The organism is Mesorhizobium australicum (assembly GCF_900177325.1).
GTDB classification, from domain to species: Bacteria; Pseudomonadota; Alphaproteobacteria; order Rhizobiales; family Rhizobiaceae; genus Mesorhizobium_A; species Mesorhizobium_A australicum_A.
The window spans coordinates 886,353-902,108 of record NZ_FXBL01000004.1; the positions used below are offsets into that span (position 1 = coordinate 886,353).

15 protein-coding genes are annotated in these 15,756 nt (G+C 66.5%); 11 read left to right on the forward strand and 4 right to left on the reverse strand.

Translation table 11 applies throughout. The features are described 5' to 3' along the window. Positions 1-31: 31 nt before the first annotated feature. The 9 genes from uxaC (at position 32) to gndA (ending at position 8,822) form a co-directional block, all read left to right on the forward strand. On the forward strand, positions 32-1,492 hold the full coding sequence (gene uxaC / locus B9Z03_RS06640) for a glucuronate isomerase (protein ID WP_085463477.1): 1,461 nt from the start codon (positions 32-34) through the stop codon (positions 1,490-1,492). A gap of 32 nt (positions 1,493-1,524) precedes the next feature. After that, positions 1,525-2,499 carry a TRAP transporter substrate-binding protein gene (locus B9Z03_RS06645; protein WP_085463478.1) on the forward strand — a complete coding sequence of 325 codons (975 nt, stop codon included), beginning with the start codon at positions 1,525-1,527 and terminating at the stop codon, positions 2,497-2,499. A 168-nt stretch (positions 2,500-2,667) separates the two neighbouring features. Beyond that, positions 2,668-3,258 carry a TRAP transporter small permease gene (locus tag B9Z03_RS06650; protein WP_085463479.1) on the forward strand — a complete coding sequence of 197 codons (591 nt, stop codon included), beginning with the start codon at positions 2,668-2,670 and terminating at the stop codon, positions 3,256-3,258. Positions 3,259-3,260: 2 nt separating this feature from the next. Next, positions 3,261-4,541: a TRAP transporter large permease gene (locus B9Z03_RS06655; protein ID WP_085463480.1), complete on the forward strand. Its 1,281-nt coding sequence runs from the start codon at positions 3,261-3,263 to the stop codon at positions 4,539-4,541. A gap of 2 nt (positions 4,542-4,543) precedes the next feature. Then, complete coding sequence (locus tag B9Z03_RS06660) at positions 4,544-5,302, forward strand: FadR/GntR family transcriptional regulator (protein ID WP_139832186.1); 759 nt, start codon at positions 4,544-4,546, stop codon at positions 5,300-5,302. 30 nt (positions 5,303-5,332) lie between these two features. Beyond that, positions 5,333-6,169 (forward strand): 5-dehydro-4-deoxy-D-glucuronate isomerase, encoded by an 837-nt coding sequence (kduI, locus tag B9Z03_RS06665; protein WP_085463481.1) that lies wholly within the window; start codon positions 5,333-5,335, stop codon positions 6,167-6,169. Continuing rightward, positions 6,166-6,924, forward strand: coding sequence for a 2-dehydro-3-deoxy-D-gluconate 5-dehydrogenase KduD (kduD, locus tag B9Z03_RS06670; RefSeq protein ID WP_085463482.1), 759 nt, complete (start codon positions 6,166-6,168; stop codon positions 6,922-6,924). The genes kduI and kduD overlap by 4 nt, the downstream gene beginning before the upstream one ends. Before the next feature lie 7 nt (positions 6,925-6,931). Beyond that, positions 6,932-7,273, forward strand: a complete 342-nt coding sequence (locus tag B9Z03_RS06675) for a cupin domain-containing protein (protein ID WP_085463483.1) — start codon at positions 6,932-6,934, stop codon at positions 7,271-7,273. A 121-nt stretch (positions 7,274-7,394) separates the two neighbouring features. Next, positions 7,395-8,822 carry an NADP-dependent phosphogluconate dehydrogenase gene (gene gndA, locus B9Z03_RS06680; RefSeq protein WP_085463484.1) on the forward strand — a complete coding sequence of 476 codons (1,428 nt, stop codon included), beginning with the start codon at positions 7,395-7,397 and terminating at the stop codon, positions 8,820-8,822. On the opposite strand, the gene B9Z03_RS06685 is transcribed toward gndA, so the two are convergent. Continuing rightward, the gene (locus B9Z03_RS06685) at positions 8,819-9,829 is read right to left on the reverse strand and encodes a LacI family DNA-binding transcriptional regulator (protein WP_085463485.1); all 1,011 of its coding nucleotides are present in this window, start codon (positions 9,827-9,829) and stop codon (positions 8,819-8,821) included. The genes gndA and B9Z03_RS06685 overlap by 4 nt on opposite strands. A 171-nt stretch (positions 9,830-10,000) precedes the next feature. Between B9Z03_RS06685 and mgrA the strand changes: the two genes are divergently transcribed. Next, positions 10,001-11,047 carry an L-glyceraldehyde 3-phosphate reductase gene (mgrA, locus tag B9Z03_RS06690; protein WP_085463486.1) on the forward strand — a complete coding sequence of 349 codons (1,047 nt, stop codon included), beginning with the start codon at positions 10,001-10,003 and terminating at the stop codon, positions 11,045-11,047. 64 nt (positions 11,048-11,111) lie between these two features. Further along, positions 11,112-12,731, forward strand: coding sequence for a glycoside hydrolase family 43 protein (locus tag B9Z03_RS06695; protein WP_085463487.1), 1,620 nt, complete (start codon positions 11,112-11,114; stop codon positions 12,729-12,731). Between the two features lie 102 nt (positions 12,732-12,833). Here B9Z03_RS06695 and B9Z03_RS06700 read toward each other — a convergent pair whose 3' ends face one another. From B9Z03_RS06700 to B9Z03_RS06710, 3 genes are all read right to left on the reverse strand, one after another. Then, positions 12,834-13,283: a hypothetical protein gene (locus B9Z03_RS06700; protein WP_085463488.1), complete on the reverse strand. Its 450-nt coding sequence runs from the start codon at positions 13,281-13,283 to the stop codon at positions 12,834-12,836. Positions 13,284-13,474: 191 nt separating this feature from the next. After that, positions 13,475-14,155 (reverse strand): GntR family transcriptional regulator, encoded by a 681-nt coding sequence (locus B9Z03_RS06705; RefSeq protein ID WP_085463489.1) that lies wholly within the window; start codon positions 14,153-14,155, stop codon positions 13,475-13,477. Beyond that, on the reverse strand, positions 14,155-15,537 hold the full coding sequence (locus B9Z03_RS06710) for a formimidoylglutamate deiminase (protein ID WP_085463490.1): 1,383 nt from the start codon (positions 15,535-15,537) through the stop codon (positions 14,155-14,157). The genes B9Z03_RS06705 and B9Z03_RS06710 overlap by 1 nt, the downstream gene beginning before the upstream one ends. Positions 15,538-15,756 lie beyond the last annotated feature (219 nt).

Here is a 15,756-nt window from a genome sequence, read left to right on the forward strand (position 1 = left end):
CGAATTTCGCCCAATTCCGAGTTGACATAACATGTATACTTCCATACCAGTTCCTCGCAAGGATTTCTCGGGAGGAAAGTCCGGCGTGCCCCTGCTGAGCGACGACAGGCTTTTTCCAGCCGACGCGACGACGCGATCCATAGCGCGACAACTCTACGCGTCGGTCAAGGATCTGCCCATCGTCAGCCCGCACGGCCACACCGATCCGCGGTGGTTTGCCGACAACGCCAACTTTCCCGATCCTGCCCAGCTCATCGTCGTTCCGGACCATTACATCTTCCGCATGCTGTTCAGCCAGGGCGTGGCGCTGGAGAGGCTGGGCGTGCCGCGGGTCGACGGCGGCGCGGTCGAGACCGATCCGCGCGCGATCTGGCGGCTGTTCGCCGAGCACTATCATCTTTTCCGCGCCACGCCCTCGCGCCTCTGGCTCGACCACACCTTCGAGACGCTGTTCGGGCTCGACGTTCCGCTCTCGGCCTCTACGGCGGACCTTTACTACGACGCCATCGACGCGAGGCTGAAACAGGACGACTACCGCCCGCGCGCGCTCTACGAACGCTTCAACATCGAGGTCATCGCCACGACCGAAGGCGCGCTCGACGACCTGCGCTGGCATGCCCAGCTCAAGCAGTCAGGCTGGAAAGGACGGGTCGTCACGACCTACAGGCCGGATTCGGTCATCGATCCCGATTTCGAAGGGTTTCGAGACAACATCCGCGTACTCGGCGAAATCACCGGCTGCGACACTGGCACCTGGCAAGGCTATCTGGAGGCGCACCGCCTCCGCCGCGCTTTCTTCCGCGATCATGGCGCGACGGCGACGGACCATGGCCATCCGAGCGCCGACACCGCGAACCTGTCCGCCGACGCGGCCGCCAAGCTCTACCAGATCGTCACCTCGCGCGACGCCACACCCGACGAGGCGCGCCTGTTCCGTGCCCAGATGCTGACCGAGATGGCGAAGATGAGCGTCGAGGACGGTATGGTGATGCAGATCCATGCCGGTTCGCGCCGCAACCACTCGGCCGACATCTTCGCCCGCTTCGGCCGCGACAAGGGCTTCGACATCCCCGGCCGCACCGACTACGTGCAGGCGCTGAAGCCGCTGCTCGATGCGGTCGGCCTCGAGCCGAACCTCACTGTCATCCTCTTCACGCTCGACGAGACCGTCTATTCGCGCGAACTGGCACCCTTGGCCGGCGTCTATCCGTGCCTGCGGCTTGGCCCGGCCTGGTGGTTCTTCGACAGCCCGGCCGGCATGCGCCGCTTCCGCGAGCTAACCACGGAAACCGCCGGCTTCTACAACACCGTCGGCTTCAACGACGATACCCGCGCCTTTCCCTCGATACCCGCCCGGCACGACGTGGCCCGACGGGTCGACTGCGCCTACCTCGCGGACCTCGTGGTCGAGGGCCAGCTTCGCGACGACGAAGCGGCCGAGCTCGCCCACGATCTCGCCTACCGCCTGGCCAAGCGCGCCTACCGACTCTGAACTGCAACATCAGGAGCCCAAGGGAGGAACTCATGAACCTGATACGCAAATTTGCGACTGCCGCTGCGATGACCGCACTGATGACGGCGAGCGCTCTCGCGCAGACCGTCCTGAAGTCGTCCGACACCCATCCGGATGGGTACCCGACGGTCGAGGGGGTGAAGTATTTCGGCGAACTGGTGAAGCAGCGCACCAACGGCCGCTACTCGGTCGAGGTCTACCACTCGGCCCAGCTCGGCCAGGAGAAGGACACGATCGAGCAGGTCCGCTCGGGCGTGATCGAGCTCAACCGCGTCTCGATGGCGCCGTTCAACGGCACCGTGAAGGAGACCATCGTGCCGGCGCTGCCCTATCTCTTCCGTTCGGAAGAGCACATGCACAAGGTGATGGACGGCGCGATCGGCGATCAGATCAAGGCGGCGTTCGAGCCGGCCGGGCTGGTCGTTCTCGCCTTCTACGACGCCGGCGCGCGCTCCTTCTACAACAAGACCAAGCCGATCAACTCGGTCGCCGACATGAAGGGTCTGAAGTTCCGCGTCATCCAGTCCGACATCTTCGTCGACATGGTCGCGGCTCTTGGCGCCAACGCCACTCCGATGCCCTATGGCGAGGTCTATTCGGCCATCGAGACCGGCGTCATCGACGGTGCGGAGAACAACTTCCCGAGCTACGACACCGCCAAGCATTTCGAGGTCGCGAAGAACTACTCGCTCGACGAGCACACCATCCTTCCCGAAGTGTTCGTCATGAACAAGGGCGCGTGGGACAAGCTGACGCCCGAGGATCAGGCGATCTTCAAGCAGGCAGCCACGGAGAGTGTCGCCAAGCAGCGTGAGCTCTGGGCGGCGAAGGTCGCGGAATCGCGCAAGATCGTCGAGGCTGCCGGCTCGCAGATCACCACCCCGGAAAAGCAGGGGTTCATCGACGCGATGAAGCCTGTCTACGACAAGCACGTCACCGATGAAGTGCTCAAGAAGATGGTCGCCGACGTTCAGGCGGTGCAGTGATCTTTTGAGACGCCGAGCCATCCCCTTTGCCGTCTTTGGCGCCTCCTCCTCCGTCGATGGGGAGGAGGTCCGAGGACGGGGTGTCCTCCCTCCCCTGGACGGGGAGGGTGCTGGGCGACGCCCGGTGGAAGGGGCGACCGGCCTATCCAATTCTAGCAGGTTGCCCTGATGAGCACCGACCTACGACACGGCGTACCCATCCTCTCCCGTCTCAACACGGCAGCGCTCTATCTCGCCGGCCTCGGCCTGGTGGTGATGACGGCGACTGTCGCCTACCAGGTGTTCTGCCGCTACGTGCTGAACGACTCGCCGAGCTGGACCGAACCGGGCGCCGTCATGCTGATGAGCTGGTTCATCTTTCTCGGCGCCGCCGTCGGCGTGCGCGAGAACAATCATCTCGGCTTCGACGTCCTGCTCTACGTCCTGCCTCCAGCGGCGAAGAAGTGGCTGCGCATGACCTCCGACATCGTCGTGCTCGCCTTCGGCTTCGGAATGATCTGGTACGGCAGCAAGCTTGTCGGATTGACGTGGGGCACGGTCATGCCGGCGCTGCGCATATCCGGCGGCTGGGACTACGTTCCGGTGGTCGCCGGCGGACTGCTGGTTTCGCTGTTCGCGCTGGAGAGGATCGCGCTGCGCATCTACGGCGCCCCGATCGACGATGTGCTCGATCACCTGCCGCCGCCCGAGATCGCGGTAGAGCTCGAGAACGTCGAGGACGTGCGCCGGGACGCGGCAGAGCTGGCGAAGAGGACCTGACGATGGAACTATGGATCCTCTTCGGCACCTTCACGCTGCTGATGCTGATCGGCACGCCGATCGCCTTCTGCCTCGGCGTCGCCAGCTTCGCGACGGTCCTCTACATGGGCCTGCCGCCGCTGGTCGTCTTCCAGCAGCTCAATTCGGGCATGAGCGTCTTCTCGCTCCTGGCCATCCCCTTCTTCATCTATTCCGGCGATCTGATGGTGCGCGGCGGCATCGCCCAGCGCATCGTCGCCTTCGCCGCCTCGCTGGTCGGCCACATCCGCGGCGGCCTGGGCCAGGTCAACATCGTCACCGCCACGCTCTTTGGCGGCATCTCCGGTTCAGCGGTCGCGGAAGCCGCGGCGGTGGGCGGCCTGATGATCCCGCAGATGAAGGCGCGCGGCTACGGCGCGGACTACGCGGTCAACGTCACCTCCATGGCGGCGCTGATCGCGCTGCTGCTGCCGCCGTCGCACAACATGATCATCTATTCGATCTCGGCCGGCGGAAAGATCTCGATCGCCGATCTCTTCACCGCCGGCGTCATCCCCGGCCTGCTGCTCGCGACCTCCCTCATGGTCACGGCCTATTTCGTTGCGCGCAAGCGCGGCTACCCGACCGAGCCCTTCCCCGGTTTTAGCGCGATCGTCTATCTCTTTGCGGTCGCGACGCCCGGTCTGCTCCTGATCGCCATCATTTTTGGCGGCGTCAGGTCGGGCATCTTCACGGCGACGGAAAGCTCCTGCATCGCCGTGCTCTACGCGCTGCTAGTCACGCTTACGATCTACCGGCAGATGAGCTGGCAGGATTTCGTCCACGCCACCATGGGCGCTGTGCGTACCACGGCGATGGTCCTCCTCATCATCGGCACAGCGGCCGCCTTCTCATGGCTCATGGCCTTCCTGCGGGTGCCTGCGACGCTGGTCGCCTGGATGCAGACGATTTCGGACAATCCGATCATCATCCTGCTCCTGCTCAACATCATCATGCTGGTGCTCGGCACCTTCATGGACATGGGGCCGACGATCATCATCACCACGCCGATCTTCCTGCCGATCGTCGTCGCCTACGGGGTCGATCCGGTTCATTTCGGTGTCATCATGATCCTGAACTACGGAATAGGCCTGAACACACCGCCGGTTGGAGGAGTCCAGTTCGTCGCCTGCGCGGTGGGCAAGATCACGGTATGGGAGGCGATGCGGTCGATCTGGCCGTTCTACGGCGCCGGTGTCGTCGTGCTGCTGCTCGTCACCTATATCCCGGCCCTGTCGCTGTGGCTGCCGGCGGTGTTCAGGTGAGCATGTCGATGAACGACGACACGCTGGCTCCCGTCCGCAGGCCCAAGCTGGCCGACCGGCTCGTCGAGGAGATCCGGACCCGGATCTCCTCGGGCGATCTCAAGCCGGGTTCGCGGCTGCCGACCGAGCAGCAGCTCACCGAGGAGCATCGGGTCAGCCGGACCGTGGTGCGCGAGGCGGTCACACGGCTCGCGGCCGACGGCCTCGTCACCGCGCGCCAGGGTGCCGGCGTCTTCGTCAACGATCGTCCTGAAGCCTTGCTCGGAAGCCTGCTCGCCGACATGACCGGCAAGGTCTCGATGGTGCTCAACGTGCTGGAGGTGCGCATGGCGATCGAGATCGAGGCCGCCGCGCTCGCGGCACAGCGCAGGACGGCCTCGCAGGAAGCCGACATCCGCGTCGCCTTCTCTGCGTTCGATAAGCAGTTGAGCCGCGGGGAACCGACCGGGGCAGCGGACTTCGATTTCCACAGGGCGATCGCGGCGGCGACCAGCAACCCGTTCTATGTCGAGATCCTCGATGTGCTCGGCCGGCGCACCATTCCGCGCGACCTTGTCACGACGGTCTCGGCCAGCCTGCTGCAATCCTCGGACTATCAGCAGCGGCTGCAGGCCGAGCATCGCGACATCATGAACGCTATCATCGACGGCGACGCCACCTCCGCGCGCGACGCAATGCGGCGGCACCTGTCGGCGAGCCAGCGACGCTATCAGAGCCTGCTGCATGGTGGCGACCTCGCGCGGTCCGCCGCCCGGGCGTGACGATTATTTTTCATCCAGGGACTACAAACCATGCATGTTGACGTCAGACAGGCCATCGATCCACAGGCAGCGGCCGGCTACGGCACCGATAGGCTCCGGTCGGAATTCCTGATCCAGAACCTGTTCGTTCCGGGCGAGATAAGACTCACCTACTCGCAATACGACCGGATGGTGGTCGGCGGCGCCACGCCCGCGGGCGGCGCGCTCAGGCTTGAGCCCGTCAAGCAGGCCGGCACGCCCTCCTTCCTCGATCGCCGCGAGCTCGTCGCGGTCAACATCGGCGGCAAGGGTACGGTCTCGGCCGGCAAGGACAGTTTCACGCTCGACCATCGCGACATGCTCTATCTCGGCATGGGCGCTGGCGAGGTCTCCTTTGCCAGCGCGGATGTCGCGAACCCGGCGAAGTTCTACCTGCTCAGCGCGCCCGCTCACCATTCCTACCCGTCGCGCCTCGTGCGGATCGGCGAGGCGAACCGGCTCGACCTCGGCGCGCAGGCGACGTCGAACGAGCGCTCGATCTACCAGTTCATCCATCCCGACGTGCTGAAGACCTGCCAGCTCGTCGTCGGCATGACGGTGCTGGCGCCCGGCTCGGTCTGGAACACCATGCCTTGCCACGTGCACGACCGGCGTTCCGAGGCCTATCTCTACTTCGCGCTGGGCGAGGACGCGCGCGTGGTCCACCTCATGGGCGAGCCGGCGGAGACGCGGCACCTGATCGTGAAGAACGAGGAGGCGATCCTGTCGCCTGGCTGGTCGATCCACTCGGGTGCCGGCACGTCGAACTATACGTTCATCTGGGCGATGGCCGGCGACAATGTCGACTACAAGGACGTCGACATGGTCGCCATGGGCGATCTGCGATGAGCGGCCTGTTCAGCCTCGAAGGCCGGCGCGCCATGGTGACGGGCGCCAACACCGGCATCGGCCAGGGCATCGCGCTTGCCCTCGCCGCAGCGGGGGCGGAAGTGCTCGCGGTCGGGCGCTCGTCGATGGCCGAGACCGAAGCTGCGATCCGCGATACCGGCGGGAAGGTCGTCGCGCTCAAGGCCGATCTCGCCAGGACGGCGAGCGTGGCGCCGATGCTCGACGCGGCCTGGGAAACGCACGGCCCGATCGACATCCTCGTCAACAATGCCGGCATCATCCGCCGCGCGGCGGCGTTGGATTTCTCCGAGCAGGACTGGGACGACGTGCTCGACGTCAACCTCAAGAGCGTCTTCCTGCTCAGCCAGGCCTTCGCCCGTCGCGTCTTCGCGGCGGAGCGCGCCGGCAAGATCGTCAACATCGCCTCGCTGATGTCGTTCCAGGGCGGCATCCGCATCGCGTCCTACACGGCCGCGAAGAGCGGTCTCGCCGGGCTTACGCGCATCCTCGCCAACGAATGGGCGGCGAAGGGCATCAACGTCAATGCGATTGCGCCGGGCTACATCGTCACCAACAACACCGAGGCGCTGCGCAACGACCCGGAGCGGTCGGCCGACATTCTCAAGCGCATTCCGGCCGGCCGCTGGGGCAGCGCGCAGGACATCGGCGGCACGGCGGTCTATCTCGCCAGCGACGCGGCGAACTACGTCCATGGCGCAATCCTGCCGGTCGACGGCGGCTGGCTGGCGAGGTAGGGGCGAGATGACCGCGAGCGACAATTTCGTAAGACCGGGCGAGGCCGACTGGACCCCGACCGAGCCGGGCGTGAAGCGCCGTATCCTGACCTACAACGAGCAGCTGATGGTGGTGGAGGTCGCCTTCGAAGAGGGCGCGGTCGGCGCTCTGCACCGGCACCCGCACATCCAGGCAAGCTATGTCGCCGAGGGTGCCTTCGAGGTGACCATCTCCGGCCGCACCGAAGTGCTGACGAAGGGCCAGAGCTTCATCGTGCCGGGCGACGAATGGCACGGCTGCCGCGCTCTGGAGGCCGGCGTGCTGATCGACACGTTCACGCCGATGCGGGCCGAATTCCTCGCCAACTGAGCCGTTGCCGCGATTCTGCATGGAATTCATGCGCGAAGTTGCGTTGACGGAACGCGGCTCGCCTGTTCATCATTCCCCCAAGCTCGCAAAGAGTACCCAGAACAATCCAAGGGAAGAAGCGATGTCGCATGCTGAAATCGGACTGATCGGGCTCGGCGTGATGGGATCCAACCTCGCGCTCAACATCGCCGAGAAAGGTCATCCGATCGCGGTCTACAATCGCACGGCCTCGCGCACCGGCCTGTTCTTCGAGAATGCCGAAGGCCTGCGCGAAAACATCGTTCCCTGTACCACGCTTGCCGACCTCGTCGCCGCCATCCGTCCGCCGCGGCCGATCATCATCATGACCCAGGCCGGCAAGGCGGTCGACGAGCAGATCGCCGCGTTGCGCAAGCTGTTGTCGCCGGGCGACATCATCATCGACGCGGGTAACGCCAATTTCCGCGACACGATGCGCCGCTTTGCCGAACTCGAAGGCTCGGGCATCGAGTTCCTCGGTGTCGGCGTATCCGGCGGCGAGGAGGGCGCGCGCCACGGCCCCTCCATCATGGTCGGGGGTGCCAAGGAGTCCTGGCACCGTGTCGAACCGGTGCTGACCGCGATCGCCGCCGCCTACAACGGCGAGCCCTGCGCCGCCTGGCTCGGCCCGGATGGCGCCGGCCATTTCGTCAAGACGCTGCACAACGGGATCGAATATGCCGACATGCAGATGATCGCCGAGGTCTATGGCGTGATGCGCGACGGGCTCGGCATGGGGCCGAAGGAGATCGGCCAGGTCTTCGGCCGCTGGAACGAAGGCCCGCTCAATTCCTACCTCATCGAGATCACCTCCGCAGTGCTTGCTGCCGACGACCCGCAGACCGGCCGGCCGATGGTCGATGTCATCGTCGACAGCGCCGGCCAGAAGGGCACCGGCCGCTGGGCCGTGATCGAGGCGCAGATGATGGGCGTTCCGGCCACCGGCATCGAGGCGGCGGTCGCCGCGCGCAGCCTGTCGTCGATGCGGCAGGAGCGCGACGCGGCCGAGCGCGCCTATGGATCGCCGGTGAAGCCGATCGATCCGGCCGATCGCGACGCGCTGATCGCGGATATCGAGCAGGCATTGTTCGCCGCCAAGATCGGCGCCTATGCGCAGGGCTTCGCGGTGATGCGCGCGGCCTCGCAGGAGTTCGGCTGGGACCTGCCGATGGCGACGGTGGCGCGCATCTGGCGCGCCGGCTGCATCATCCGCTCGCAGTTCCTCGACACCATCGCCTCTGCCTTTGAGGCGAAGGCCGACCTTCCCAATCTTCTCGTCTCGCGGGCCTTCGTCTCGATGGTCTCGAAGGCCGAGCCGTCGCTGCGCCGCGTCGTGGCAACGGCCGCCACCCATGGCCTCGCGGTGCCGGCGATCTCCTCGGCGCTGGCCTATTTCGACGCCTATCGTCTCGCACGCGGCACGGCGAACCTGATCCAGGCCCAACGCGACTTCTTCGGCGCCCACGGCTTCGAGCGCATTGACGGCCCCGGCGCGCATCACGGCCCCTGGGGCGGCCATATGGCCGGCTAGGCCGGTCGGGCGCTGTCTCTCACGATCAGCGTCGCCGGCAGCGTGCGGATCAGTTCGGTTGTCGCGCCGTTGAAGGCCTTCAGGAACGTCGCGAACGCCGCCTCGCCGATCTCGTGCCGGGGCTGGCGCACCGTGGTCAGCGCCGGAATGTAGCGTTCCGCGATGTCGATGTCGTCGAAGGCGACGACGGACAGGTCGCGCGGCACCTCGACGCCCTTGCCGTGCAGTTCCGAGATGAAGCCGAACGCCATCTCGTCATTGGCGAGGAACATCGCGCGCGGGCGCTCAGCCAGTTCCAGCCATTCGCGCCCGGCCTGGACGCCCGAATCCAGCGTGAAGTCGCCCTGCAGGATCCAGTCCTCGCGGACCGGCAGTCCGTGCCGCGCCATCGCCCGCCTGTAACCGGCGAAGCGGGCGTCGGTCAGCACGTTGCCGGGCGGGCCGAGCAGGTGGCCGATGCGGCTGTGGCCGAGCGAGACGAGATGCTCGACCGCCAGTTCCGCGCCACCCTCGTTGTCGAACCTTACCGAGGGAACGCCGAGCCCGTCGTGCCATTCGCAGGCGAACACCAGCGTCGGCCTGCCGCGCCCGCCGGAAGCGGAGGACAGGATCGATCCCGGCAGGTTGCCGTCGAGCGAGATCAGCCCGTCGGCGCGGTTGTTGCGGACGAAGTCCATCAGCATCTCGCCGCCGCCCGGCGGGCGCGTGTCGGAAACAAGCACCGTGTAGCCCGCCCGGCTCGCGGCGGATTCGATGCCGGCGATGATGTGCGAGAAGAACTGGTTGCCGAGGTTCGGCACCAGCACGACGATGGCACTCGTCGTTCGCCGGCGCAGGTTGCGCGCGAGCTGGTTGACGACGTAGCCGGTCTCCTCGACCGCACGCAGCACCTTGATCCGTGTCGCCTCGGACACCTTGTCCGGAAAGGACAGCGCCCGGCTCACCGTCGCGGCGGAGACGCCGGCGGCTTGTGCGACGTCGCGTACGGTCGGCTGACGGTTTGGCATTCCCCCTCGCGTGCTTCGCCGGACTCTTTCGCGTCGAAGCCGGGAAATCAATGTAATCGATTGCAGAACTGGCGACTTTCGCTGTCGAAATACTGGAGCGCCGCCCCTTAATCGATTAGAACCAGACATGACAGATCGGCAAAGGGCCGACGATACCGGGAGAAGACGCAGATGGCCTGGCAGCCGGCGGAAAACCGCTATGAAAAGATGATCTATAACCGCTGCGGCACGTCGGGTCTCAAGCTGCCCGCGCTGTCGCTCGGCCTGTGGCACAATTTCGGCGACGACACGCCGCACGCCACCAAGCAGGCGATCGCGCGCAAGGCCTTCGACCTCGGCATCACCCATTTCGACCTCGCCAACAATTACGGCCCGCCGCCCGGTTCGGCCGAGCTGGCCTTCGGCGAGATGCTGCGCACCGATTTCGCCGGCTATCGCGACGAGATGATCATCTCCACCAAGGCCGGCTACAACATGTGGCCCGGCCCATATGGCGAATGGGGCAGCCGCAAATACCTGCTCGCATCGCTCGACCAGAGCCTGAAGCGAATGGGCCTCGACTATGTCGACATCTTCTATTCCCACCGCTTCGACCCCGACACGCCGCTGGAGGAGACGATGGGCGCGCTCGACCACGCGGTGCGCTCCGGCAAGGCGCTCTATGTCGGCATCTCGTCCTACAACTCACAGCGCACCCGCGAGGCGGCGACCATCCTGCGCGAACTGGGCACGCCCTTCATCATCCACCAGCCGAGCTATTCGATGATCAACCGCTGGATCGAGGACGACGGCCTGCTCGACACGCTCGACGGGCTCGGCGTCGGCTCGATCGTCTTCTCGCCGCTGGCGCAGGGCATGCTCACCGACAAATATCTGAAGGGCATTCCCGAGGGCAGCCGCGCCACGCAGGGCAAGTCGCTCCGGCAGGAATTCCTGAACGACAAGACCATCGCCAACATCCGGGCGCTGGATGCCATCGCCAAGCGCCGCGGCCAGACGCTTGCCCAGATGGCCATCGCCTGGGTGCTGCGCGGCGGTCGCGTGACCACGGCCCTGATCGGCGCGAGCCGACCCGAGCAGGTGGAGGACTGCGTGGCGGCGCTCGACAACCGCGACTTCACCCCGGCAGAGCTCGCCGAGATCGACAGCTATGCCAAGGAAGCCGACATCAACCTCTGGGCCGCGTCGGCGGAGCGGAAGGGGCCGGGGAGGAAGTAACGGCCGGCACGGTGAGGGGGACTTCGCCGACGTTCAGAATGGGGCTTTGGGAGGAGCCGCACGCATGACAAAAATCCGCAACCCGATCCTGCGCGGCTTCAATGCCGATCCGTCGATCTGCCGGGTTGGCCGCGACTACTACATCGCGACTTCCACCTTCGAGTGGTACCCGGGCGTGCAGATCCATCACTCGACGGACCTCGCCAACTGGACGTTGGCGAAGCGGCCGCTCGATCGCGCGAGCCAGCTCGACATGCGCGGCAATCCGGACTCGGGCGGCATCTGGGCGCCGTGTCTCTCCTATGCCGATGGCCTGTTCTGGCTGGTCTACACCGACGTGAAGCGGCTGGAGGGCAACTTCAAGGACGCGCACAACTACATCGTCACCGCGCCCGCGATCGAAGGTCCGTGGTCGGACCCGGTCTATGTCAACTCGTCGGGCTTCGACCCGTCGCTGTTTCATGACGACGACGGCAGGAAGTGGTTCCTCAACATGCAGTGGAACCACATCTCGCACGGCGTCGGCGGCAGCCCGAAGCATCCGTCCTTCGACGGCATCCTGCTGCAGGAATACGATCCGAAAGCGGGGAAGCTGGTCGGCCCGATCCGCAACATCTTCGCCGGCTCGACGCACGGGCTGGTGGAGGGGCCGCATCTCTTCAGGCGCGACGGCTGGTACTATCTCACCACGGCGGAGGGCGGCACCGGCTACGACCACGCCGTGACCATGGCCCGCTCGCGCGACATCGCGGGACCCTACGAACTGCATCCCAGCACGCATCTCATCACCTCGAAGGACGCGCCCGACGCGCCGCTGCAGCGCGCCGGCCATGGCCAGATCGTCGAGACGCCGGACGGCGAGGTCTACCACACACACCTGACCGGCCGGCCACTGCCCGGCCTGCGCCGCTCGCCGCTCGGCCGCGAAACGGCGATCCAGAAATGCGAATGGCGCGACGACGGCTGGCTGTATCTCGCGCATGGCGGGCAGGTGCCGGCGCTGGAGGTCGATGCGCCGAGGGGGACGGCGGGCAGCCGGGCGGACCGGTCGGTCTCCATCCGCCACGATTTCGCCGATGCCACGCTGCCGCCCGACTTCCAGTGGCTGCGCACGCCGCTGCCCGAGCGCATCTTCGCACTGACCGGCAAGGGGCTGCGCCTCTTCGGCCGCGAGTCGATCGGCAGCTGGTTCGAGCAGGCGCTGGTCGCGCGCCGGCAGGAGCATTTCGTCTATCGCGCCGAGACGTCGCTCGCATTCCAGCCGGAGACCTACCAGCAGGCGGCGGGATTGGTGAGCTACTATAACCGCCACAAGTTCCACTTCCTGGCGGTGACGTATACGCCCAAGACCGGCCGCGCGCTGATGATCATGTCCTGCCTGGGCGACTGGCAGAACGGCAAGCTGACCTTCGGCCTGCCCGAGCCGCTCCCGCTGCCCGAAGGGGAGATCGGCCTGCGCGCCGAGGTCGACGGGGCGTCGCTGCAGTTTTCGTATTCCACCGGCGGGGACTGGATGCCCGTGGGTGAGGTACTCGACCAGTCGATCATCTCCGACGAAGGCGGACGCGGCGAGCACGGCTCCTTCACCGGCGCCTTTGTCGGCATGGCGGCCTTCGACACGTCGGGCCGGGCGATGCCGGCGGACTTCGGCTATTTCCTCTATGAGGGCACGGATGCGCCCTGAACGGCCGCTTGCGCGTCCGTCAGGATGTCGTGGGCAGGGCACTTTCCCGCAAGGGTGTGGCTGATGCGCCTGCCCTGGAGGGATGAAGGAACTGTCCGGGCGTTAGGAGGTGTCGAGGCGCGGGGGTGTCGCTGCCGCGGCGCACATGGTTTGCATGATGCGGACGACATCCTGGTGCGGGAGGACGGCGCCGACGCTCTCGCCGGATGCCTCGTCTTGCTGCATGAGTGAAACGCGGCGGATCTGCGTCGCCATGTGCAGGATGATCATCGCCAGCGCGCGCAGCGAGACGGCAAGGGCAAGCGCATCGGCGGGGTCGGTGCCGTAGCGGACCATTGGCATGGCGGGCGACCAGTGCCCGTCTGTCTCGTTCCACGTCCGGCCGGCGATATAGTACCTGACCTCCGCATCGGCCACCCAGAGATATGCCAGTGCGGCCGACCGGACCGAATACGACCGGCCGGCCGCCTTTTCGGCGAGATTGGCGAGCGAAAGCAGCAGCAGGACGATGCGGTACAGCGCGTCCGTCCCTGTCTTTTCCTTCCGACCCATCGCCGTCTCCTTTCGACCGGCCTTAGTGTGAGGCATGTCGGCGAAAGGGGGATCGGAAAAATTTCCGCTCCAACAGAAACAAGGGCTTGCAGGAAAATGGACGGAAATCGATCCACAAGACGGACGCCCAGACTGACCGCTCGTGGCCCGCTCAAGCCAGTCCCAGAGCGGAGCCGTCGACGTCGTGCCGATCAAAGCGAGGTGCGCAGGACGTAGCCGGGCGGATGGACGAGGCGGACGAGGGTGACCGGCGCGTCGCCGATGAAGGTCGCACGCTCGGCGATAAACACGGCCTCGCCTTCCGGCAGGCCGAGGATTTCAGCCTCGGAGCGCGAGGCGCGGGCGGCGCGGAAGGAGAAGTCGGCCTGGGAGAAGGGCGAATTGCGGACGAGCCATTCGTTCGGGCTGATCCCGGCGAAGCTCTCCTCCAGGGCGCCGGGAACCGCCGCCGGATTGATCCAGCGGTCCTCGAACTGGAACGGCGCGCCGTTGGCCAGATGCAGGCAGCGCAGGTGGAGAAGCTCGCCCTCGACGCCGAGGCGGGCGCGCACGAGATCCGGCGCGCGCTCCATCTCGCGCGACAGCAGCGCATAGCGGTATTCCGCGCCCTCCGCCTCGATCTCCTGCCGCACCAGCGGGATGACGAAGCGCGCCTCGCGCACCGGATGGAGCGAGACGCGGGTGCCGGCCTTGCGCTTGCGCTCGACCACGCCGGCGCGGGCGAGCTCCTGCAGCGCGCGATTGACCGTCGCCCGCGCCGAGCCGAACTCGCGCGCCAGCTCCTCCTCGGCGGGAATCATGGCGCCCGGCTCCCATTCCCGCGCGGCGATGCGGCGCTCCATCTCCTCCTTGATCGCCCGGAAGGTGGCCATCAGAAACGCTCCAGTATCGATGCCAGGCAGGCCCGATAGCGCGCCGCGATCGCCTCGCGCGCGACGTGCCGGCCGCTCCTCACCTTGTGCCGCCCCGCCGACCAGAGGTCCGATACGGCGGCATTGCCGGCCGAGAAGACCCATGAATCAAGCGCGGCCTGTTCGCCGAGAGGCGCATAGCCTGCCGCGTCGAGATCGAGCGCGACGAGGTCCGCCCAGCGGCCTTTCTCGATCGCGCCCGTGTCGCGGCCGAGCGCGCGCGCGCCGCCGGCGAGTGCGGCGCGGTAGAGCACATCGCCCGCCGATTGGCCGGGATCGGCCAGCACCACGCGCCGCCGGTCGCGCAGGCGCTGCGAATATTCGAGCTGGCGCAGCTCCTCCGACGCCGAGATGCGGATGTTGGAATCGGAGCCGACGCCGATGGAACCGCCGAAAGAGAGGAAACGCCGGCCATCGAAAATGCCGTCGCCGAGATTGGCCTCCGTGACCGGGCACAGGCCCGCGACCGCGCCGCTGCGCGCCAGACCTTCGGTCTCGCCCGGCGTCATATGGGTGCAGTGGATCAGGCACCAGCGCGCGGAGACATCGTGCTCTGACAACAGCCATTGGACCGGCCGCGCGCCGAACACCGTGCGGGTCTCCTCCAGTTCCTTCTCCTGCTCGGCGATGTGCATGTGCAGCGGGTGACCGGGCGCGAGCGCCGCGAGATGGCGCAGGTCGTCCCGCGAAACGGCGCGCAGCGAATGGGGCGCGACGCCCCAGCCCGCATCCGCAGACAGGCGGCCGGCAATCTCCGGCATCCGCGCGACAAGTGCCTCGAAGGAAGCGAGATCGTTGCGGAAGCGCAATTGCCCGCCGGCGAGCGGCCGGCCGTCGACGCCGCCCTGCGCGTAATGCACCGGCAGCAACGTCAGGCCGATGCCGGTCTCCGCCGCGGCGGCGGCGATGCGCAACGACAGTTCCGCCGGGTCGTCGTAGCGCGCGCCGCCCGGCCGGTTGTGCAGGTAGTGGAACTCGGCCACGGCCGCGAAGCCAGCCTCCTGCATCTCCATGAAGGCATAGGCGGCGATGGCCTCGATCTCGTCGGGCGTCAGGACATCGAGGAAACGGTACATCACCTCGCGCCAGGTCCAGAAGGAATCGTGCTCGGACGGTCCGCGCGTCTCGGTCAGCCCCGCCATGGCGCGCTGGAATGTGTGGCTGTGCAGGTTGGACAGCGCCGGAAGAAGGAACGGCACGCGGACGGCATCGGTCACGAAGGCGACGCCCGGGGCGACGGAGACGATACGCCCATCGGAGCCGATCTCCACCCGGACATCCTTCGACCAGCCCTCAGGCAGCAACGCAACCGAGGCATGAATTGCGCCCCCGCGCGTCGTCATCCTCGGGCTTGTCCCGAGGATCTGCGGCGATTCCGCAGAAGCGATGCCGCCTCGATGCGGATTTTCGGCCGCGTCGGCAGATCCTCGGGACAAGCCCGAGGATGACGGCGCTGCATTGCCCGCCTCCGCCGGCATCCCCATTCTATTCATGCGCTTGCCCCGTTGACTCTTTATGTCTATACATAATAGCAATATGCGCAGACATTAAAAGCGAAATCC